The sequence below is a fragment of the Bradyrhizobium diazoefficiens genome (genome assembly GCF_016616235.1).
Lineage (GTDB): Bacteria > Pseudomonadota > Alphaproteobacteria > Rhizobiales > Xanthobacteraceae > Bradyrhizobium > Bradyrhizobium diazoefficiens_H.
This window is the reverse complement of record NZ_CP067100.1, coordinates 7182299-7201352: the sequence shown is the minus strand read 5'-3', so window position 1 is coordinate 7201352 and position 19054 is coordinate 7182299. Positions and strand designations below refer to the sequence as shown.

The 19054-nt window shown below is 63.5% G+C and carries 18 protein-coding genes and 1 tRNA gene; 6 read left to right on the top strand and 13 right to left on the bottom strand.

Annotation, left to right across the window (positions count from 1 at the left end; genetic code table 11):
- The first annotated feature begins 53 nt into the window (after window positions 1-53).
- A complete protein-coding gene (locus JJB99_RS33905) occupies window positions 54-1142 on the top strand; it encodes a Zn-dependent alcohol dehydrogenase (RefSeq protein ID WP_200496439.1) in 1089 nt (362 codons plus the stop codon).
- A 162-nt stretch (window positions 1143-1304) separates the two neighbouring features.
- On the opposite strand, the gene JJB99_RS33900 is transcribed toward JJB99_RS33905, so the two are convergent.
- The 8 genes from JJB99_RS33900 to JJB99_RS33865 form a co-directional block, all read right to left on the bottom strand.
- On the bottom strand, window positions 1305-2777 hold the full coding sequence (locus JJB99_RS33900; protein WP_200496438.1) for an amidase: 1473 nt from the start codon (window positions 2775-2777) through the stop codon (window positions 1305-1307).
- 88 nt (window positions 2778-2865) lie between these two features.
- The gene (locus tag JJB99_RS33895; protein ID WP_200496437.1) at window positions 2866-3396 is read right to left on the bottom strand and encodes a cytochrome b; all 531 of its coding nucleotides are present in this window, start codon (window positions 3394-3396) and stop codon (window positions 2866-2868) included.
- A 106-nt stretch (window positions 3397-3502) separates the two neighbouring features.
- Window positions 3503-4474, bottom strand: a complete 972-nt coding sequence (gene mbfA, locus JJB99_RS33890; protein ID WP_200496436.1) for an iron exporter MbfA — start codon at window positions 4472-4474, stop codon at window positions 3503-3505.
- Window positions 4475-4540: 66 nt separating this feature from the next.
- Complete coding sequence (locus tag JJB99_RS33885; protein WP_200496435.1) at window positions 4541-5689, bottom strand: alpha/beta hydrolase; 1149 nt, start codon at window positions 5687-5689, stop codon at window positions 4541-4543.
- Between the two features lie 233 nt (window positions 5690-5922).
- Window positions 5923-6789 (bottom strand): MBL fold metallo-hydrolase, encoded by an 867-nt coding sequence (locus JJB99_RS33880; protein ID WP_200496434.1) that lies wholly within the window; start codon window positions 6787-6789, stop codon window positions 5923-5925.
- A 90-nt stretch (window positions 6790-6879) separates the two neighbouring features.
- On the bottom strand, window positions 6880-7491 hold the full coding sequence (locus JJB99_RS33875; RefSeq protein WP_200496433.1) for a glutathione S-transferase family protein: 612 nt from the start codon (window positions 7489-7491) through the stop codon (window positions 6880-6882).
- A 185-nt stretch (window positions 7492-7676) separates the two neighbouring features.
- Complete coding sequence (locus tag JJB99_RS33870) at window positions 7677-8519, bottom strand: fumarylacetoacetate hydrolase family protein (RefSeq protein WP_200496432.1); 843 nt, start codon at window positions 8517-8519, stop codon at window positions 7677-7679.
- Between the two features lie 217 nt (window positions 8520-8736).
- Window positions 8737-9585, bottom strand: coding sequence for an MBL fold metallo-hydrolase (locus tag JJB99_RS33865; protein ID WP_200496431.1), 849 nt, complete (start codon window positions 9583-9585; stop codon window positions 8737-8739).
- Window positions 9586-9705: 120 nt separating this feature from the next.
- On the opposite strand from JJB99_RS33865, the gene JJB99_RS33860 reads away from it, so the two are divergent.
- Entirely contained in the window at window positions 9706-10179 is a 474-nt protein-coding gene (locus tag JJB99_RS33860; protein ID WP_200496430.1) for a DUF3775 domain-containing protein, read from the top strand.
- Between the two features lie 249 nt (window positions 10180-10428).
- Here the strand turns inward: JJB99_RS33860 and JJB99_RS33855 are convergent, their stop codons facing one another.
- A complete protein-coding gene (locus JJB99_RS33855; RefSeq protein ID WP_200496429.1) occupies window positions 10429-11211 on the bottom strand; it encodes an SDR family oxidoreductase in 783 nt (260 codons plus the stop codon).
- A gap of 129 nt (window positions 11212-11340) precedes the next feature.
- Complete coding sequence (locus JJB99_RS33850; protein ID WP_200496428.1) at window positions 11341-11853, bottom strand: CvpA family protein; 513 nt, start codon at window positions 11851-11853, stop codon at window positions 11341-11343.
- A 123-nt stretch (window positions 11854-11976) separates the two neighbouring features.
- Between JJB99_RS33850 and JJB99_RS33845 the strand changes: the two genes are divergently transcribed.
- Window positions 11977-12738, top strand: a complete 762-nt coding sequence (locus JJB99_RS33845; protein WP_200496427.1) for an SDR family oxidoreductase — start codon at window positions 11977-11979, stop codon at window positions 12736-12738.
- Window positions 12739-13128: 390 nt separating this feature from the next.
- A tRNA-Met gene (locus JJB99_RS33840) sits at window positions 13129-13205 on the top strand.
- Between the two features lie 245 nt (window positions 13206-13450).
- Here JJB99_RS33840 and JJB99_RS33835 read toward each other — a convergent pair.
- On the bottom strand, window positions 13451-14365 hold the full coding sequence (locus JJB99_RS33835; RefSeq protein WP_200496426.1) for a LysR family transcriptional regulator: 915 nt from the start codon (window positions 14363-14365) through the stop codon (window positions 13451-13453).
- A gap of 67 nt (window positions 14366-14432) precedes the next feature.
- Between JJB99_RS33835 and JJB99_RS33830 the strand changes: the two genes are divergently transcribed.
- On the top strand, window positions 14433-15338 hold the full coding sequence (locus JJB99_RS33830) for an isocitrate lyase/PEP mutase family protein (protein WP_246775096.1): 906 nt from the start codon (window positions 14433-14435) through the stop codon (window positions 15336-15338).
- 75 nt (window positions 15339-15413) lie between these two features.
- A complete protein-coding gene (locus tag JJB99_RS33825) occupies window positions 15414-16727 on the top strand; it encodes an MFS transporter (RefSeq protein ID WP_200500425.1) in 1314 nt (437 codons plus the stop codon).
- 456 nt (window positions 16728-17183) lie between these two features.
- On the opposite strand, the gene JJB99_RS33820 is transcribed toward JJB99_RS33825, so the two are convergent.
- Together JJB99_RS33820 and JJB99_RS33815 are read right to left on the bottom strand one after the other, a co-directional pair.
- Window positions 17184-17528, bottom strand: coding sequence for a pentapeptide repeat-containing protein (locus JJB99_RS33820; protein WP_200496425.1), 345 nt, complete (start codon window positions 17526-17528; stop codon window positions 17184-17186).
- 259 nt (window positions 17529-17787) lie between these two features.
- Window positions 17788-18825 carry a thermonuclease family protein gene (locus JJB99_RS33815; RefSeq protein WP_200496424.1) on the bottom strand — a complete coding sequence of 346 codons (1038 nt, stop codon included), beginning with the start codon at window positions 18823-18825 and terminating at the stop codon, window positions 17788-17790.
- Between the last annotated feature and the right edge of the window lie 229 nt (window positions 18826-19054).

Sequence of the window (19054 nt, the reverse complement as noted above, 5' to 3'; positions counted from 1 at the left end):
TGGGAGAGGTGAAGAGCCGCACACAACGAAACAAAAACAACGAGGAAACATCGATGAAGGCCGCTGTCCTCCATGAAGTCAACCAGCCGCTCGTGATCGAGGATGTCAGCCTGCCGAAGCCTGGCCCGCGCGAGGTGCTGATCCGCACGGCGGTCGCCGGGCTCTGTCACTCCGACCTGCATTTCATGGAAGGGCTCTATCCGCATCCGCTGCCCGCGGTGCTTGGCCATGAGTCCGCCGGCATCGTCGAGCAGGTCGGCTCCGACGTCACCTACGTAAAGCCCGGTGACCACGTCGTCACCTGCCTGTCCGTATTCTGCGGCACCTGCGACAATTGCACCACGGGCCGCACCGTGCTCTGCACCGACACGACCGTGAAGATGCTGCCGGGGGTCTCCGACCGGATGCAGTGGTCGAAACCGGAGAAGCTGCACCAATTCTTCAACCTGTCGTCCTTCGCCGAGCAGATGCTGGTGCACGAGAACGCGATCGTCAAAATCAGGAAGGAGATGCCGCTCGATCTCGCCGCGCTGATCGGCTGCGGCGTCATCACCGGCTATGGCGCGGTGGTGAACACCGCGAAGGTGACGGCCGGCGAGACCGTGGCGGTGATCGGCTGCGGCGGCGTCGGGATGGCCGCGATCAACGGCGCGCAGATCGCCGGTGCCGGCCGCATCATCGCCATCGACACCAATCCGGCCAAGCTCCAGCTCGCGACCAAGCTGGGCGCGACCGACATCGTCAATCCGGCCGACGGCGACGTCGTGAAGCAGGTCCGCGATCTCACCAATGGCGGCGTGCAGCACTCCTTCGAAGTGCTCGGCCGCAAGGAGACCGCCGAGCAGGCCTTCGCCATGCTCGCCTCCGGCGGCACCGCCACCATCGTCGGCATGATCCCGTTCGGCCAGAAGATCGAGCTGCACGGTTTCGATTTCCTCAGGGAGCGCCGGATCCAGGGCTCCTCGATGGGCTCCAACCACTTTCGCGTCGACATGCCGCGCCTGGTCGACTTTTATCTTCGTGGCCGGCTGCACCTGGAAGACTGGATTTCGGCCAAGCTGAAGCTCTCCGAGATCAACGAGGGCTTTGCCAACATGAAAGCCGGCAAGACGCTGCGCAGTGTGATTGTGTTCGATAGCTGACGCTGGTGCTCGCGGCCGCCATTGTCGCTCCAAAAGAAATGTCATCGCCTGCGAAGGCGGGCGATCCAGTATTCCGCGGCGGCAGTTGTGTGAACTAACGCTCGCCGCGGAGTACTGGATGCCCCGGCCAAGCCGGGGCATGACAGCGGAGGGGGCGCGGCATCAATCGTCAAACATCTTCGGCGGCACGAAGCCGCCGAACTCGCGCTCGATCAGCTCGGCGAGCTTCAAGGGCGTGCGGTCCTCCAGCCAGGGGCCGACGATCTGGACGCCCACAGGCAGTCCGTCCGGCGCAAAGCCGGTCGGGATCGCGGTCGAGGGCAGGCCGGGAAGTGTGGCGATGCCGGGCCAGGCGAGCTGGTCGGGATAGACATGCTCCTTGCCGTCAATCTTGATCCGCCGTTGCTCCTGGTCGGGCAGATGGTCGTGCGGATAGGCCGGCGTCGGCATGATCGGGCAGATCACCGCGTCATATGTCTTGAACAGTTCCCGCCATTGTGCGCGCAGCCGCGTGCGCCCTGCGTTCGCGATCACCCAATCGCGATGGCTCAGCGCGGCGCCGCGCAGCCGCTCCGCCGCCAGGCTGTTGTCGCTTTCAGGGAGCGCGGCGGCGGCGGCCTTGGCATTGGCATACACATCAGGCGCAAAACTTGCGGCGAGGAACGACATCAGCATGCGCATATAGAGCCGTGACGATGCCGCGAAGTCCGGCAGCACTGGGCTGCTGCGCTCGATCTTGACGCCGGCCCTGGCCAGATTGTCCGCGAGCGTGTTGATGGTGCCCCGCACCGCCGTGTCGGTCGGCAGCACCGGATCGGTGTCGATCACCAGCACGCGAAAGTCCTTGAACGCGGCGTGCCGCGCAGCGGGCAGCTCGAGCTTGTAGGCAATGCCCGCCTCGATCGGATCGGGCCCGGCCATGACGTCGAGCAGCAGCGAGAGGTCGGCAGCGCTGCGCGCCATCGGACCGATCACCGAGAGATCGCGCTCGAACGGCAGCGGCGGCGCCGGCGGCGCGACATGGCCGCGCATCGCGACGAGGTTGAAGGTCGGCTTGTGCGCATAGATGCCACAGTGAAACGCCGGCACGCGCAGCGAGCCGCCGATGTCCGAGCCGATCGACAGCGGGCTGTAGCCTGCGGCGAGGGCGGCCGAGGAGCCGCCGGAGGAGCCGCCCGGCGTGCGGCCGAGATCATAAGGGTTGTTGGTGGTGCCGTAGATGTCGTTGTAGCTCTGCCAGTCGCCAAGCCCGAGCGGCACGTTGGTCTTGCCGATGACGATGCTGCCGGCATCCTTCACCCGCGTGATCGGCAGCGCGTCTTCTTTGGCGATGAAATCCTTCTGCGCGGGGATGCCCCAGGTGGTCGGCAGGCCGGCGACATTGTAGGATTCTTTTACGGTCATGGGCAGGCCGAGCAGCGGCTTGCGCTCGCCGCGCGCCAATGCGGCGTCGGCGTCACGCGCCGCACTCAGCGCGCGATCGAAATCCCGCACGCAGATCGCATTGATCTTGCCGTCGTGTCGCTCGATGCGGTCGATCGCATCCTGCGTGAGCTCGACCGCCGAGACCTTCCTTGCGGTCAACGCGGCCGACAGCTCGACCGCGCTCTTGAAACTCCATTCCGATTTGGCCACGACATGCTCCTGCGCTTCACTGGAGGGATGATGCGCAGTTTGGCGGAGGGCCGCAACTGCCGTTTGATGGCGATTGCCATGCGGAAAACTATCCCGGTAGCATCCGTTGCATCACGCGATCGCGATAGACGAAGATGTGCGCCAACGCGGCGGCGACGTGAATGCCGATCGTGACCAGCAGTGCCAGCTCCATGGCCTGGTGCAGGCCGTCGATTGTTCTTCCGGCGGCGGCGTTGTCGGACGCCAGCATCGGGAGCGGCACGAGGTAGAAGAACGACATAGACCAGCCGCGGAAGGACGCGAACAGCCAGCCGGACAGCGTGGTCGCGAGCACCAGCGCGTAGAGCAGCCAGTGCACGACTTCCGAGCTCAATCGCTGCCAGGCAGGCAGAGAGCTTTCCGGCGCGACCGGATGAGTGAGCCGCCAGACCAGGCGGATGGCGGTCAGGGCGAGGACCGTGATCCCGAACGATACATGAAATGTCATCGGGGCGCCGGGCGCCATGCCGCGGTGCAAATCGGGCATGAGCCATCCGATCGGGTATTGCACGGCCAGCAGTGCGACGATGAGCCAGTGGAAGACCTTGGCAGGCGTGCCGTAGTGCAGTCGGGCCGTCATGTGCTTGCTCGCGTCAAGAATCGAGGTCGATCAGGGTTGGAAGCTGTGCGCCGCATGCGGCGAGGCTCGCGGCAGCGACGGCGGATGCAAGACGCTTCATTACCGCCTACGCCGCCCCGATCAAGATCCCCACCGCCAGCACGATGACGCCGCCGAGCACGATCTGGAACACGGCCTGGAGGAACGGCGTGTCCATGTAGCGCGAGCGGATGAAGGCGATCGCCCAGAGTTCGAAGAACACGACGACGCCGGCGATCGCGGTCGCGATCCAGAACGCGTTGGGCCAGCTGTCGGGCACGAGATAGGGCGCGGTGTGGCCGAGACCGCCGAGCGCCGTCATCAAGCCGCAGGTGAGACCGCGCAGCCAGGGCGAGCCGCGTCCGCTGAGCAATCCGTCGTCGGACAGCGCCTCGGCAAAGCCCATGCTGATGCCGGCGCCGATCGAGGCGGCAAGGCCGACCAGGAATGTCTGCCAGTTCTGGTGCGTGGCGAAGGCGGCCGCGAACAGCGGCGCCAGGGTCGAGACCGATCCGTCCATCAAGCCGGCAAGGCCGGGCTGCACATATTGCAGCACGAACATCCTTCGCCGGGTGCGGTCTTCCTCGGCGCGCACGTCGGGTTTGAGGATCTCGTCGGTGAGCGCTGCCGCGCGGTTCTCGTGGTGCTTCTCTTCCTCGGCGAGATCGCCGAGCAGGCGACGCACGCCGACATCCTCGGCCTGCTCGGCGGCGCGCGCGTAGAAGCGCTCGGCCTCGAGCTCCATGGTCTCGACCTCTTTGCGGATCGTGTCGAGCGGCAGGTTTTTCGTCAACCAGATCGGGCGCCGGCGCAGGAAGCCTTTGACGTCCTCGCGGCGGATCGGCGGCAGATGCTGGCCGAACCGCTCCTCGTAGAGCTTCAGCAGCCGGTGCCGGTGGCCGCGCTCCTCCTCGGCCATCTCCTCGAAGATTTTTGCCGTGTCCGGGTAACGCTCGCGCAGGTCCTCGGCGAATGTCACGTAGATGCGGCTGTCCTCCTCCTCGGAGGAGATCGCGACCGCCAGCACCTCACGCTCGGTCAAATCGGCAAAATTCTTCACGGCGGCCCCGTCTGCATAGTTTAGAATAATTCTAAACTATATAGGACGCCGTGGTTCTGGGTCAAATCAGGCGGCTCTAGCCTTCGCCAGGAAGTCGAGCAGCAACCGGCTCACCTTGGCGGGTTGCTCCTGCTGCACCCAATGGCCGGCGCCGTCGACGAGATGGCAGCCCAGCAGGTTCGTGCAGCCGCGCCCCTGCATCGCCTCGAACACGCCGGGGCGCTGATAAGTGCCCCAATCCTGCTTGCCCGAGATGAAGCAGGAGGGCACGTCGATGCTGCGTCCCGCAAACAGCTGCATCTCGTTGTTGAGCATGCCCGAGGTGCCGTAGCGGTACCATTGCAGCCCGCCCTGAAATCCGGTGCGGGCGTATTCGGCGCTGTAATAGGCAAGCTCGTTGTCCGGCAGCCAGCGATTGGCGGCGATTGCGGCGGGCGAGGGCATCTCCTTCGCAACCGTCTCGGCCATGGTCTCGTGGAGGTCCATCACATAATAGGTCGGCAGCTTTGCCAGCTCACCGGCCGACCATGATTTCAGCGGATAAGGCTTATTGCCGGTCCAGTCCGCGCTCTTGTGATGATAATAGGCGCGCAGGAAATCATGCACGCCCTGCGGCGCATGCTGCATGTCGTCATTCGCTTCGCGTGTCGAATAGTACCATTGATAATGTTTGCGCGGGCGCGGCAAGGCCGCGAGCTCGCGATGCACGGGGTCTTCGATCGGCGGCTTCGCCGGTGCGTCGACCGTGCCAAATGGCAGCGGCGGCGCTCCGCCGAACGGCGCGCTCATCAGCGTCACCGAACGAAACACGTCGGGCCGGATCAGCGCGCACCAGGCCGCGACCGGGCTGCCGAAATCATGTCCGGCGAGATCAACCTGCCTGTAGCCGAACGCCGATACCAGGGCGAGCGCATCGCGCACCAGGTTGAGCAGCGAGAACGGCGTGAGATCGCCGTCGTAGTCAGCGCTCCATCCGGTGGTGCGGCCATAGCCGCGCTGGTCGGGCGCGATCACGTGATAACCAGCATCGGCGAGTGCGGGCATCACCTTGCGCCAGGAGAAGGCGAGCTCCGGAAAGCCGTGCAGCAGCAGGAGGCAGGGGCGGCCCCTGGTTTCGAAGCCGGCTTCCAGCACATGCATGCGCAAGCCGTTGACGCCGTCGACGTAACGCGAGCGGATGCCGGCGGGCAGGGGGATTTCGGGGAGCGCTGTCATCGTTTCCTCCGTGAGGCCGTTGTCACCCTCCCCTGGAGGGGTCCGGGACGAGCGTAGCTCGCCCGTGGTCGATCGCGCGCAGCGCGAGCGGGGTGGGGTGATCTCTCAGCACGGGCAGTATTGGATGAGGAGAGACCGTCACCCCACCTCGGTTCGCATTCCGCTTCGCTGCATGCGAACCGATCCTCCCCCTCCAGGGGAGGATGGGAGTTCGCGGCACGGCCGGCGCCAAATCACACCGCCGCGCAGACGAAGCCGTTGCCCTTGCGCCGGATCTTCCCCACCGACGGCGAGGGGAAATGCGCGGTGCAGCACAGCGTCTCGGTGTCGCAATAGCGCTCCAGAAAGCTGCGGCGCGTTTTCGCCGACTGCGCGGGATCGACGTCAAACTTCACCGATATCTCCGGGTAGAGGGTTTGGATCGGCGAGTGCATGAGGTCGCCGGAGAACACGGCATCGTCCTTGCCGCGGCCGAAGGCGAAGGCGACATGGCCCGGCGTGTGGCCCGGGGTCGGCAGGATGCGGACGTGATCGCCGATCTGGTGGTCATTGCCGACGATTTCGTGGCGTTTTGCCTCGACCACCGGCAGTACACTGTCCGCGAACGGCGGCACCTCCGCCTTCGCGTTCTGCTCGGACCAATAGTCGAATTCAGTCTTCGCGAACACATAGCGTGCCTTGGGGAAGGTCGGCACCCAGCGACCGTTCTCGAGCCGCGTATTCCAGCCGACGTGATCGACATGCAGATGGGTGCACATCACGAAATCGATGTCGTCGACGGAGAAGCCGGCGGCGCCGAGTGCGCGCAGGTAGGTGTCGTCGGTCTTCATGTTCCAGTTCGGTCGCGGCCGCGGCTTGTCGTTGCCGATGCAGCTGTCGACAAGGATGGTATGATGCGGCGTCTTGACCACATAGGACTGGAAGCAAAGCAGCAGCACATCGCTGTCGTCGAGCGCCTTGGCCTGCCGCATCCATGCGCGGTTCTCGGCCAGCACCTCGGCCGACAGTCCGGGGAGCATGTCCAGCGCCGGCAGGAAGCTGGTTTCCTGCTCGATGACGCGGTGGATGGTGAGATCGCCGGCCGCGTATTCTAGGCTCATGAGAACTCCCGCGATTACCGCATGATCCGGACCCGGAGGGCCGCGTTAGCGCAAAGTGTGGAGCGGTTTTCCGAAAAGATCATGCTCAAACTAAGTCGCCGGCGGCACCGAGATCTTCACGGAGGGCCGCTCCAGCATCTTCTGATGGAAGGCGTCGAGCTTCGGATAGGCCTTGCGCCAGCCGCAATCGGCGAAGCGGAAGTCGGCATAGCCGAGCACGCAAACAAGGCCGATCTGCGAGATGTCGAACGGGCCGTTCAGCACGTCAGGCATGTTCTCGAAGCGCGCCATGCCGGTCCAGGCCCGGTTCCAGTGATCGTCCGACCAGGCCTGCCATTGCAGGCCCTGCGGCCGCACCATCTTCTCATAGCGGCACAGCAGCATGGAATCGAGCATGCCGTTGATCAGCGCGTGATTGGTCTTGGCCTTCCAGCGCCGCGGGCCGTAATCGGGGATCAGGCTGCCGCCGGCCATCTCGTTGAGGTATTCGACGATGACGTAGGAATCCAGAATCACGTCGCCGTCATTGGTGATCAGCACCGGCAGCTTCTTCAGCGGTGTGATGCGCGAATAGTCCTCGTTGGCTGTGCCCGGCGCCACGGTGGCCGGCATCAATTCGATCTTGTCGATCAGTCCGAGCTCGATGGCGGCGATGCGCACCTTGCGGGCGAACGGAGAGGCTTGGGAGAACGAGAGTTTCATCGGAAATAACCTCTATCCAGACAGATGGTCCTCATCCTGAGGAGCGCGCCACTCGGCGCGCGTCTCGAAGGATGGCAGCGGGGAGGTGTTCTCTCGTCACCCGGCGTGAACGCCGGGCGACCGTGCTTGTGGCGCATCCTTCGAGACGCGCGCGTTGCGCGCTCCTCAGGATGAGGGCGATGACCTTACGCCGCCACGATCTCCTGCCTCTGCTCGCCGAGGCCCTCGATGCCGAGCGTCACGACGTCGCCGACATTGAGGAAGGTCGGCGGCTTCATGCCGAGGCCGACGCCGGGCGGGGTGCCCGTGGTGATGATGTCGCCCGGCAGCAGCGTCATGAACTGCGAGACATAGGACACGCATTTGGCCATCGAGAAGATCATGGTCGCGGTCGAGCCGGTCTGGCGACGCTGGCCGTTGACGTCGAGCCACATCGACAGGTTCTGCACGTCCTTGATTTCGTCCTTGGTGGCAAGCCACGGCCCGAGCGGGCCGAACGTGTCGTGCGACTTGCCCTTGGTCCATTGGCCCAGCCGCTCGGTCTGGAAGTTGCGTTCGGAGACGTCGTTGCAGACGCAATAGCCGGCGACATGGTTCAGCGCGTCGGCTTCCGACACATACTTGGCGCGGGTGCCGATGATGGCGGCGATCTCGACCTCCCAGTCGAGCTTGGTCGAGCCGCGCGGCTTCTCGACCGCGTCGTTCGGGCCGGACAGCGACGTGTTCGCCTTCATGAAGATGATCGGTTCGCTCGGGATCGCAGCGCCGGTCTCCTTGGCGTGGTCGCTGTAATTGAGGCCGATCGCGACGAATTTCGAGATCCCAGTGACCGGCGCGCCGAGGCGCGGCTTGCCGGTGACGGCCGGCAGCGAGGCGGGGTCGAGGGCGGCGAGCTTCTTCAAGGACTCGGGCGAATAGGCGTCGCCGGTCAGGTCCTTCAGATGCGCGGACAGGTCGCGCAATTGGCCGGATTTGTCGATCAGGCCGGGCTTTTCCGCACCCTTTTCGCCATAACGAACTAGCTTCATTCTCGTTTCTCCCTGAGATGGACCGATCGGTTAAATAGCTTCATGGAACAGGGCGGCGGGAAATTCAACCGCTCGAAGGCGTGCGTTTCCGCATTACACCCCCTCATCCTGAGGGCCCGCCGAAGGCGGGCGTCTCGAAGGATGGCCCGCGCCACAGTGGGGCCTTCATGGTTCGAGACGCGCGAAGACGCGCTCCTCACCATGAGGGTCGACGTCGTCACCCCAACGCCTCGAACCTGAACGCATCGCCGGCCCGCTTGATATGCCCGGCCGAAAAATGCCCGCCGATCACCAGCGTCGGCGTATCGGCAAACCGGGCGAACAATTCGCGCCGCGTCGCGGCCGACTGGGCCTGGTCGGAATCCGCAGTCGAGGACCAATCGAGATGCGCCATCTGGCAGGGATGGTGGGCGACGTCGCCGGTGAGCAACCCCTGTTCGCCGTCGGACTGGATCAAAATGCTCATATGGCCGGGGCTGTGGCCCGGGGTCGGGATCATGCTGATCTCGTCAGAGAGCCGATGGTCGCCCGGAATCAGATCGGCCCTGCCGGCATCGACGATCGGCTGTACGGAATCGCCAAAAACCGCCGCCTTGTCCGGCGCGGTGGAATGGTCGCGCCAGTGCTCGTATTCGATGCGGCCGAAGACGTAGCGCGCGTTCGGAAAGGCCGGCACCCATTTGCCGTCCACCAGCTTCGTATTCCAGCCGACGTGATCGACGTGAAGATGCGTGCACAGCACGGTGTCGATGCTGTCAGGGGGAAAGCCTGCCGCAATCATGGTCTCCAGAAACGGCGTGCTACGATGATTCCAGGTCGGGACGCTGCGGCCCTGCTTGTCGTTGCCAAGGCCGGTGTCGACGACGATACGGCGCGCCGGCGTCTCCACCACCAGCGAATGGATCGACATTTTCAGCCGGCCCTCTTCGGTGGCGAAGTGCGGGATCAGCCAGGGCAGCTTCTGGATTTCCGCGTTGCTCGCCAGCGGCAGGATGAAGCGGGTCGAGCCGACCGTCTCCAATTCCACGATCCTGGTGATTTTGACCCTGCCGACCGTCCAGCGCATGCGGTGTGCCCCATGTTCTTGTTTGGTGCCGAAAGATGCGCATTTTCCGGCTCGAAGCGCAATGGATCATCTGTCGTGATGTTGCGTTATCGAAGGAACCGGAACCACCAAGGGGAGCCCATGCCAGAGCTTGCCATTTCCGCCGACAAGGTCGCCTTCATCATCGAGAAGGCGCGCGAATTCGACGTCAAGGAATTGGACTCCGATCCGGAGTCCGGCTCGAATCCGACCGATGACGACGCGGTCGATGTTCTCGAGGACAACGGCTCCGATCCCGTGGGCAGCGAGCTCCGCAGCTTCATCGCGGCCCTGAACGAGGACGAGCAGGTCGATCTCGTCGCGCTGACGTGGCTCGGTCGCGGCGACGGCACGCTCGATGATTGGGACGATTTGCGCGCCCGCGCCGTGGAAGTGCGCGGCGAATATCGCAAGCCCCGGCACGAGACGGTGCAATACCTGCTCGGCGAGCCGATGCTGGGCGATCTGCTCGCGGACGGGCTCGACGAGTTCGGCATCGATTGGACCGACGAGCGCACGACGGCCGATTCGTCCGATCCCAGCGAGCGGGACGAGGACGAGATCACCAAGCGGTGAATGAACTTGCCTCCCCGCAAGAGCGAGGGCTATCGCATGTGACTTGCGGCAATGCCTCGCCGCACGCCTCTTCCTTCGAGACGACCGCTTCCAGCGGTCTCCTCAGGATGAGGCTGAGCAGCATTGGCGCTCGCTAGAATTGCTGCCGCATACTCCGCCCTCATCCTGAGGGCCCGCCGCAGGCGGGCGCCTCGAAGGATGGGCTGCGGGCGAGATGTCCCGCCCGCGAGAGCGGGGAGAAGCAGATCCTCAGAGCGTGCCCGGGAAGGCGCCACCATCCAGCAAAATATTCTGCCCGGTGATGAAGCCGGCCTTGGCGCCACAGAGGAAGGCGCAGGCATAGCCGAACTCGTCGGGCTGGCCGAAGCGGCCGGCCGGATTGAGCTTGGCGCGCTCGGCCAGGATCTGTTCGGGTGTCGTGCCGCGCTTATCGGCTTCCGCCTTGGCGGTGCCGGTCAGGCGATCGGTCTCGAACGGCCCCGGCAGCAGGCCGTTGATGGTGACGTTGTTGATCACGGTCTTGCGCGACAGGCCGGCGATGAAGCCGGTGAGGCCGGCGCGCGCGCCGTTCGAGAGGCCGAGGATGTCGATCGGCGCCTTCACCGCGGCCGACGTGATGTTGACGATGCGGCCGAACTTGCGCGCCATCATGCCGTCGACGGTTGCCTTGATCAGCTCGATCGGGGTCAGCATGTTGGCGTCGATCGCCTTGATCCAGTCGTCGCGGGTCCAGTTGCGGAAATCCCCGGGCGGCGGGCCGCCGGCATTGTTGATCAGGATGTCCGGCTCGGGGCAGGCCTTCAGCACGGCCTCCCGTCCCGCCGGCGTCGTGATGTCGCCGACGATCTCGGTGACGGTTACGTCGGGATAGGCCTTGCGGATCTCGTCGGCCGTCTTCTTCAGGGCCTCGGCGCCGCGCGCGGTCAGGGTAACGTGAACGCCGGCATCTGCCAGCGAGATGGCGCAAGCGCGGCCGAGGCCCTTGCTGGATGCGCAGACGATGGCGCGGCGACCTTTGATCCCAAGATCCACTGTTTCACTCCCGTAAATGTCAGGCAGGTTTTGGACGGCGGCGACTTTAGCCAACCTCGAAGCCTCTGATAAGGGACGGGCTCGCACCAAAATGCATGCGCGCCCGCGCGGCGATGCAAATGCGCCTGATCAGATGCGCCGTTCCTGCTTGAGGCGGTCGATCGCGGCGGCGGCTTCGGGCGGCAGCGATTTGAAGCCCATCTGTCCGACCGCCGAGAACAGCGGCCGCAGCTGCGAGCCGGCGAGGAAAGGCGGCTGCCGGTTGGACGGCACGATCTGATCGAACACCAGCACCAGTGTTGTGGCGACGAGACCGACCCTGATCGCGCCGAGCGCGGCGCCGCCGAGCCGGTCGCCGATGCCGGCCTCGCGGATGGTGTCGCTCAGCGCCAGCCGGCCGATATATCCGAACAGCATGCCGACGATCACGAAGATGCCGAAGAACCAGATCCAGTTCTGAAACTGCGGCGGATTCGGATTGTTGGCAAGCTGCGGCACGATCAGCGGCATCAGCGCAACCGCCATCGGCGCGGCCAGGAGATAGGCGAGGATGGTTATGGCACTGCCGAGCAGCCCGGTCCTGAAACCGAAGCCGATCGCAATGGCGAGCGCCGCATAGACCGCCAGATCAAAACTGTTCATGAGACCCGAGCCCTGCCTCAATGGAACGAGTGAACGCCGAACCGATCATTCCGGTTTCAGATCGTTAAAATCGTCTGTATTGATGGCTCCAAAAGCCCAAGGAAATTGCTCGAGGACCGCGCCATGTCAGACCTATTCGACCTCAGTAAAGAAACCATCCTCGTAACAGGCGCGAGCCAGGGGCTGGGGCGGCAATTTGCGCGGGTTCTGGCGGCGCATGGCGCGGCTGTCGCGCTCGCCGCGCGCCAGACCGACAAGCTCAGGAGCCTGGAGGAGGAGATCCGCGGCAAGGGCGGGCGCGCCGCCGCAGTCGCGCTCGACGTCACTGACACCGCCTCGATCGCGAAGGCCGTGGATGCCGCGGAAGCCGCGCTCGGCCCGGTCACGGTGCTGATCAACAATGCCGGCATCGCCATCGAGAAGCTCGCGACCGAGCAGACCGAGGCCGATTGGGACGCCGTGATCGGCGCCAATCTGAAGGGCGCCTATTTCCTCGCGACCGAAGTGGCGCGGCGGATGATCGCGCGCAAGCAGGACGGCAACATCGTCAACATCGCCTCGGTGCTCGGCACCGGCGTGCTCAAGGCGCTGTCGCCTTATGCGATCTCCAAGGCCGGCATCCTCCAGGCGACCAAAGCGATGGCGCTGGAGCTCGCCGGACAGAACATTCGGATCAACGCGCTCGCGCCCGGCTACATCGACACCGAGATGAACCACGCGTTCTGGTCGACTCCGGCAGGAGAGCGTCTGGCCAAACGCATCCCCCAGCGCCGCATCGGCGCCGAGTCCGATCTCGATGGCGCGATCCTGCTGCTCGCCTCAAAGGCGTCGCGCTACATGACTGGGAGCGTCGTCACTGTCGACGGCGGTTTCCTGCTGAGTTGAGCGCGCCTTCGCCTCTCCCCGCGTGCGGGGAGAGGCCGGAATTTGCGAGAGCTTCGCTGCGCTCGCAATGACGGGCGAGGGCGGCGAGCGTCTGGCCCTCACCCAAATTCTCACCCTCAGGCGGGAGGCTGGATCTCCGCGGAACTTCTGGCAAGAGCGGCCAAACCGGCCGGAAACCGGTCCGCCGCGCTGTCATAAAGTCGAAAAAAAACGTTCCCGCGGCCCTTTCCAAAGCCGGCCCGCCTTGTTACATACGCCCCGCACCCGACGGGCTTTGCCCCGGGGTTGCCTTCCAAGGAAGCCTTTGGGACGGTTGAAGCAAGCCACGCGAACAGCGCCGGCGTCACCTCATCGTCCCCGGGATTTTGCTGAAGGCTTGCAACGGTTTAACGCGGGGTGGAGCAGCCCGGTAGCTCGTCAGGCTCATAACCTGAAGGTCATAGGTTCAAATCCTATCCCCGCAACCAAATTCGGATTTTAACCGGTTCCGATACGAAAGTGGCCCGCTTGATGCGGGCCACTTTAGTTTTGAGGGATCGTTGCCCATCTCAGGCCACAACAAGGCTGCGGCGGTGCCATCCCGCTCAAACAGGTCGGCAGCGCGGCTGTGAACCATGCCGAATTGGCTGGTTGGGCGAGCCACATTGAGTGCACTGTCACCGTAATGCCAACCATGCAGTGCTGGCTGTGCCCAGGCCCGACCACCTCGCACTCATCGGTCCGTCGCTATTTTTTTGTGATCACGCGCGATCCTGAGCGCGACAGCGATAAAGTTGCCAAGCGCGACCGATCGCCCATCGGCCCGAGAGGCCAATCCCAGGGTCGCCTGCGGCGCGTCGCCGCTCAGCCGAAGATAAGCGATGTCGTTTGCTCTGAGATGCCTCAGGGATTCCGGCACGATCGCAACACCAAGCCCGGCTGCCACGAGATTCAGGGTCGAGGTCAGTTGCGGTGCTTCCTGGCTTACCCGGGGGCGGAAGCCTGAACGCTCGCAGGCAGCGATCACGGCATCGGTCAGCCCCGGCCGCACGTCTCGATGATAGAACACGAAGACCTCATCGGCGAGACCTGCGAGCGTTGTTGCCTTACGCGACGAAAGTCGATGTCCCTTCGGTACAGCGACCACCATTTTCTCGTGCAGCAGCGGTGTATAGGCCACGACCTCATCCTCCTCGAACGGCGGTCGGATGAAGGCGGCATCAACCGTACCCTCCCGTATCATGGCCACGAGACTGGTCGACTTATTCTCTTGCAAGGTGACGTGAAGGGCAGGATAGGCCTGACGAAATTCGAGCAGGGTCCGGGTTACGGCAGGGTGAAAGCAGCCTGACTCCGTGAAGCCAACACAGACGTGGCCTGACATGCCGCGCCCGACCTGCTGCGTCACCACGACGGCCTCCTCGATGCGGGAGAGGATGAAGCGCGCCCGCTCCGCGAAGACAGTACCAGCCTCGGTCAACGCCACACGGCGCGGGGTTCGGTCCACGAGTCTGACGCCGATCTCCTGCTCGAGCGCCTGAATCCGTTGGGAGAATGGCGGCTGCGCGATGCCGACGCGCTCGGCACCGCGGGTAAAACTCAGTTCCTCGGCAAGCGCGAGGAAATAACGCAGGTGTCTCAACTCCATATCTATATCCGGCACATATGGATTAGCCCTTATCTAGATATTTGACTCGCAGCATTGATGGGCCAATTTGAACTGGCAAGTGATTTGTGCGGCGAATGCACGAAATGCCGGAGGGAGCTCAATGTCATTCAAGCAAAAGCTGCAACAGAAGCGAGCCATCCTCGTGCCCGGTGCGCCCAACGCGCTGGCCGCCCGCGTGATCACCGATCTCGGCTTCGAGGCGATCTACGTAACCGGCGCGGGGGTGACCAATATGTCGCTCGGGCTTCCCGACTTGTCCTTCGTCGATCTGACGCAGATCGTTCAGCACACCATGGCAATCCGAAACGTGACCGACCTGCCGCTCGTCGTCGACGCCGACACCGGCTTCGGCAACGCCGTCAATGTGGCACATACGGTTCACATGCTCGAACGGGCGGGCGCCAGCGCCGTCCAGATCGAGGATCAGAAGATGCCCAAGCGCTGCGGTCATTTCGCCGGCAAGGAGCTGGTTGCGCCGCAGGAGATGGCCGCGAAGGTGAAGGCGGCGGTCGATGCCCGCCGATCCAATGAACTCCTGATTATCGCCCGCACAGATGCGCGCGCGACCGAAGGTTTCCAGGCCGCGCTCGATCGGGCCTCGCTTTATGTCGAGGCTGGTGCCGATCTGATCTTCATCGAAGCGCCGGAGAGCGAGGACGAGGTTCGACGGATTCCCGCCTCGCTGCCGGTCCCGCAGTTGGTCAATCTTGTGGTCGGTGGCCGAACGCCGATCTTTGACCAGGCCGAATTGGCGGAGATCGGCTTTGCCATGGTGCTTTATGCGAATGTGGCGTTGCAGGGCGCCATCCTGGGAATGCAGAACGCACTGGGGGCTCTGGTCCGGGACGGGCGCATGGATGAGGACGGTGCCCTCGTGACGAGCTTCGCCGAGCGGCAGCGTCTGGTCCGGAAGAGCCACTATGACGAACTCGAGCGTCGCTACGCGACGTAATTCGGCAATAGAGCCGCAAAGAGCAAAAATCTGACACGGGAGGAAATGATGACCAGCACTGCGCATGATGTGCCGATGGATGCTGTGTCCGAAAAGCGGTTCGCTGTGACAACACTCCAGCTGCGATCTATCATCGGTGGATGCGCCGGCAATTTGATCGAGTGGTACGACTTCCTCGTCTACTCGATATTCTCCGTCTATTTCGCCAGTTCGTTCTTTCCTCAGGGCGACCAGACCGCTCAATTGCTCAACGTCACTGCGGTAGCGGCAGTCGGCTATGTTGCGCGCCCGCTCGGCAGCTGGCTGATGGGCCGCTACGCCGACCGAAGGGGACGGCGGGTGGCACTTGCAGTGTCCGTCTCCCTGATGTGCTTTGGTTCCCTTCTGATCGCGGTGACGCCGACATACGCAACGATCGGCGTTGCTGCACCGGCTCTTCTGGTGGTGGCGCGGCTGCTCCAGGGTTTGAGCATGGGCGGTGAGTACGGGACCAGTGCCACATACCTGAGCGAGATGGCGCCAAGGGAGCGTCGCGGCTTTTTCGTTGGATTCTTGCAGGTCAGCGTCGTATCCGGCCAGCTCGCGGCACTTGCTCTTCTCCTGCTCTTGCAGCACGCGATCCTTCGTCCCGGGCAGATGGAGGCTTGGGGCTGGCGTATTCCGTTCGTCATCGGCGGCATCTTCGCGCTCTTTGCCCTCTACCTGCGACGCGGCATCGCCGAAACCGATGCCTTCAGGGAGACTGGGATAAACGAGCAGAGCCGCGGATCAATGACGATCCTTCTCGGGCATTGGAAGCTGATCCTGCTGGCGATCGGAATCACTGTGGGTGGAACAATCTCGTTCTATACTTACACTGTCTACATGCAGAAATTCATGGTCAACACCGTCGGCATGACGAAGGAAGCGGCCTCGCTCACCACCGCAGCGGCTCTTTTGTGTTATCTGCCGCTCCAGCCGTTGTTTGGCTTGGTATCCGACCTCATCGGACGCCGCCCGGTGATGATTTTCTTCGGTGCCGCCGGTACGATCCTGACCGTTCCGCTTCTGACCGCCATGAGTCACGCTGGCAGCGCGTGGGAAGCATTTGCTCTAAATTTTGCGGCTCTCTTCATTCTCAGCGGATTCACCTCGATCCACATGCTGGTCAAGTCCGAACTCTTTCCCGCCGGGATTCGCGCCCTTGGCGTCGGGCTGCCATATGCGATTACCACGGCGATCCTCGGAGGGACCACCGAATGGGTTGCGCTCCAGTTCAAAGCCATGGGTCGGGAGGAATGGTTCTACTGGTATGTGACGGGCGCCATCCTGATCTCGCTCGTCGTTTACCTGATCATGCCCGAAACGCGTCGAACAGCGGGACTTGATGGCGCAACCTCGCAACCATGAGCATTGCGCACCGTCAATCTCTTCAACTCGACGGAGCATGTCTGGATTGAGGGGGAGGGGCGACGCACAGATGCGTCCTGAGCGGGCAGCGAACGGAAAACGAGCGGCGAGGCTATCGCCATCCTGACAAAGAGGAATTCTGTCGTGATCCTAATGGCCAAGAACGCCTAAAGCGTCAGAACGGCTTTTGAAAACACGACGGTTTTTCGAGCCTTCCAGGCTGAATACAGCCCGTCCTGTCTCAAATGGCTACCATGAGCGAATGTCCGTATCGGCGGTTGCGAGTCCCCCCAACCAAAATCGGATTTTAACCGGTTCCGGTGCGCAAATGACCCGCGACGCGGGCCATTTTTGTTTCGTGAGATGATCACCGTCAGCAAGGTCGCAAACAGGATTCTGCCAATTTTTGGGAACGGTGTGGCGAGGTCCGTCGAAGGGTTTTCACGTCTATGATTGCTACGGCCTCAGCTTTCCGATCAGCGGCATCATTCCAGCCTGGTCCGGCTTGAAGCCGCGCGGAAAAACAGTTCGGCGATCGTATGTCGCGCCGCTTAGCCTTGCCCCCGCAAGGCGTGCATCAGTCAAATCAGCACCTCTGAAGCATGTGAGACGCCAGTTGGGCAACTCACTGACGGCATTGGCACCGCGAAGGTCAGCTCGGCGCAGATTGGCGTCATTGAACGTCGCGCCGCGCAGATCGCAACCCGCCAAGATGGCGTCCTCGAGCACGGCCTCGTGAAACATTGCCCAGTAAAAGTCGGCTTCGGTCATGTCGACCCCGGCAAGCTCAGCGAACATCATGTCGCCACCTTGCTGCACCGTCCTCGCCAGCGAGCAGTCGTTGGGGGGAAGGCGTACCGTACGGTCCAGAGGTTCATCCCGACCAGGCAAAGCATTCTCAGGATCATCAGATGTAGTCATACAACTTCGTCGCGCGATCTGACGCTTTCGTTCGATCCGGTCACGGAGGGGCGTATTGGAGTGCCTGCCGAGTCGCTCGATTGGGCCTGCCGACCGGGTTGTCTCTGAAGACGAGCCCCGCGAGCCGGCCCCGCGCCGTTCAGAACCCGGTAATCGGCTTCCCGTCGGCCCCGACCAGGCTCGACGGCGCTTCGCCGAACACCAGGCCATCAGGCTGAAACTTGATCGTCTTGCCGCCCTCGACGAACTCCGCGAAATTGCGCGGCGTCGCCGAGTGCACGCCATTGGCGAGGAAGTCGGCGGTCTCGTAGCAGGTGTCGGGCTTGCCGCCCGATCCCGCCTCGAGGAATTTCTGGAAATTCTGGCTGGTCACCTTGGCCTTCTTGCGCGCGGACCAGTTGGTGTAGCGGCGATAGAGTTTTGGCAGGATCACCGGGCCCTTGTCGGTCGCGAGCACGTCGGTCTCGTTGACCTTCGGCTCGCGCAGATCGAAGTCGAAGGCGGGAACGGTCCTGGCGAGATGCTTCCAGACCAGCGTCTTCTTCGATCGCGCGGTCTTGGCGAGCGCGAGGAAAGCCTTGATCTCGTCGTCGTTCATCGACGAGTAGAATGTCGGATAGGCAAAACCCTGCTCGACCAGCCAGTGGTTGATGTCGACCTTGTTGCCTCCGACGGTCACTTCGATGTCGCCGACCAGCCGTCCATAGGTATCGAATACCTCGTTTGGCGTATCGACATGGGTGAACACCCGGCAGTCGAGCGTCGCCTCGCCAGTCGAGGCGAGGAAATCATGCAGCGCCTTGCTCGTGGTGGCGCCGAGGAATTGCCGGTAGGAATGCGTGACGTCGTGATAGGCCTGCTTCTTGACATCGGTCAGGCCCTTCTTCTCCCTGGTCGAGAGCGGCGACGGCATGTAGTGCAGCTCGGGCGCGTCGATGCCCTGGAGGCGAATGGTGAGCTTGCCGTTCTTGATCGGCGGGGTCGCGGTGCGGCCCTTGACCTTGGCGTTGTCGAAGACATGGGTCGGATGGAAGGGCGCCGTGTCGCTCTTGCGGAAGCGGATGGCGTCGGGTGCGACGTTCACCGCCACCTTTGTGGTGTCGGCGTCCGACCGGCCCTCCGGCCAGAACTGGCTGACATCGATGGTGCCTTCGACTTCCAGCAGTCCAACGGGCATCGGCCACTCCTTCCTATGAGCGCGTCGGCCGCTTCGACAAGGCGTTTCGCGCACGATCAGAAGCAGCGGATCATCTTCATGCGACAGCCCCGTGACGGTGGATAGGACAGGCGCGACACGTTGGTGGCGCGCAGCGCGCATTCCCGGAGGTCTCCTGTCGCGCCGCTCCGGGCCGGCCGCCGTCAGGCCGACCGCCCGCCGCTTGTGCGGCGCAAGGTAAGTCCGCAGT

Bases quoted from the DNA above. Each gene is read 5' to 3' on its own strand.
- JJB99_RS33870 (WP_200496432.1), bottom strand. From the start codon at position 8,519: ATGAAGCTAGTTCGTTATGGCGAAAAGGGTGCGGAAAAGCCCGGCCTG.
- JJB99_RS33825 (WP_200500425.1), top strand. From the start codon at position 15,414: ATGGATGCTGTGTCCGAAAAGCGGTTCGCTGTGACAACACTCCAGCTG.
- JJB99_RS33835 (WP_200496426.1), bottom strand. From the start codon at position 14,365: ATGGAGTTGAGACACCTGCGTTATTTCCTCGCGCTTGCCGAGGAACTG.
- JJB99_RS33885 (WP_200496435.1), bottom strand. From the start codon at position 5,689: ATGACAGCGCTCCCCGAAATCCCCCTGCCCGCCGGCATCCGCTCGCGT.
- JJB99_RS33860 (WP_200496430.1), top strand. From the start codon at position 9,706: ATGCCAGAGCTTGCCATTTCCGCCGACAAGGTCGCCTTCATCATCGAG.
- JJB99_RS33880 (WP_200496434.1), bottom strand. From the start codon at position 6,789: ATGAGCCTAGAATACGCGGCCGGCGATCTCACCATCCACCGCGTCATC.
- JJB99_RS33895 (WP_200496437.1), bottom strand. From the start codon at position 3,396: ATGACGGCCCGACTGCACTACGGCACGCCTGCCAAGGTCTTCCACTGG.
- JJB99_RS33875 (WP_200496433.1), bottom strand. From the start codon at position 7,491: ATGAAACTCTCGTTCTCCCAAGCCTCTCCGTTCGCCCGCAAGGTGCGC.
- JJB99_RS33905 (WP_200496439.1), top strand. From the start codon at position 54: ATGAAGGCCGCTGTCCTCCATGAAGTCAACCAGCCGCTCGTGATCGAG.
- JJB99_RS33815 (WP_200496424.1), bottom strand. From the start codon at position 18,825: ATGCCCGTTGGACTGCTGGAAGTCGAAGGCACCATCGATGTCAGCCAG.
- JJB99_RS33850 (WP_200496428.1), bottom strand. From the start codon at position 11,853: ATGAACAGTTTTGATCTGGCGGTCTATGCGGCGCTCGCCATTGCGATC.
- JJB99_RS33845 (WP_200496427.1), top strand. From the start codon at position 11,977: ATGTCAGACCTATTCGACCTCAGTAAAGAAACCATCCTCGTAACAGGC.
- JJB99_RS33820 (WP_200496425.1), bottom strand. From the start codon at position 17,528: ATGATGTTCGCTGAGCTTGCCGGGGTCGACATGACCGAAGCCGACTTT.
- JJB99_RS33865 (WP_200496431.1), bottom strand. From the start codon at position 9,585: ATGCGCTGGACGGTCGGCAGGGTCAAAATCACCAGGATCGTGGAATTG.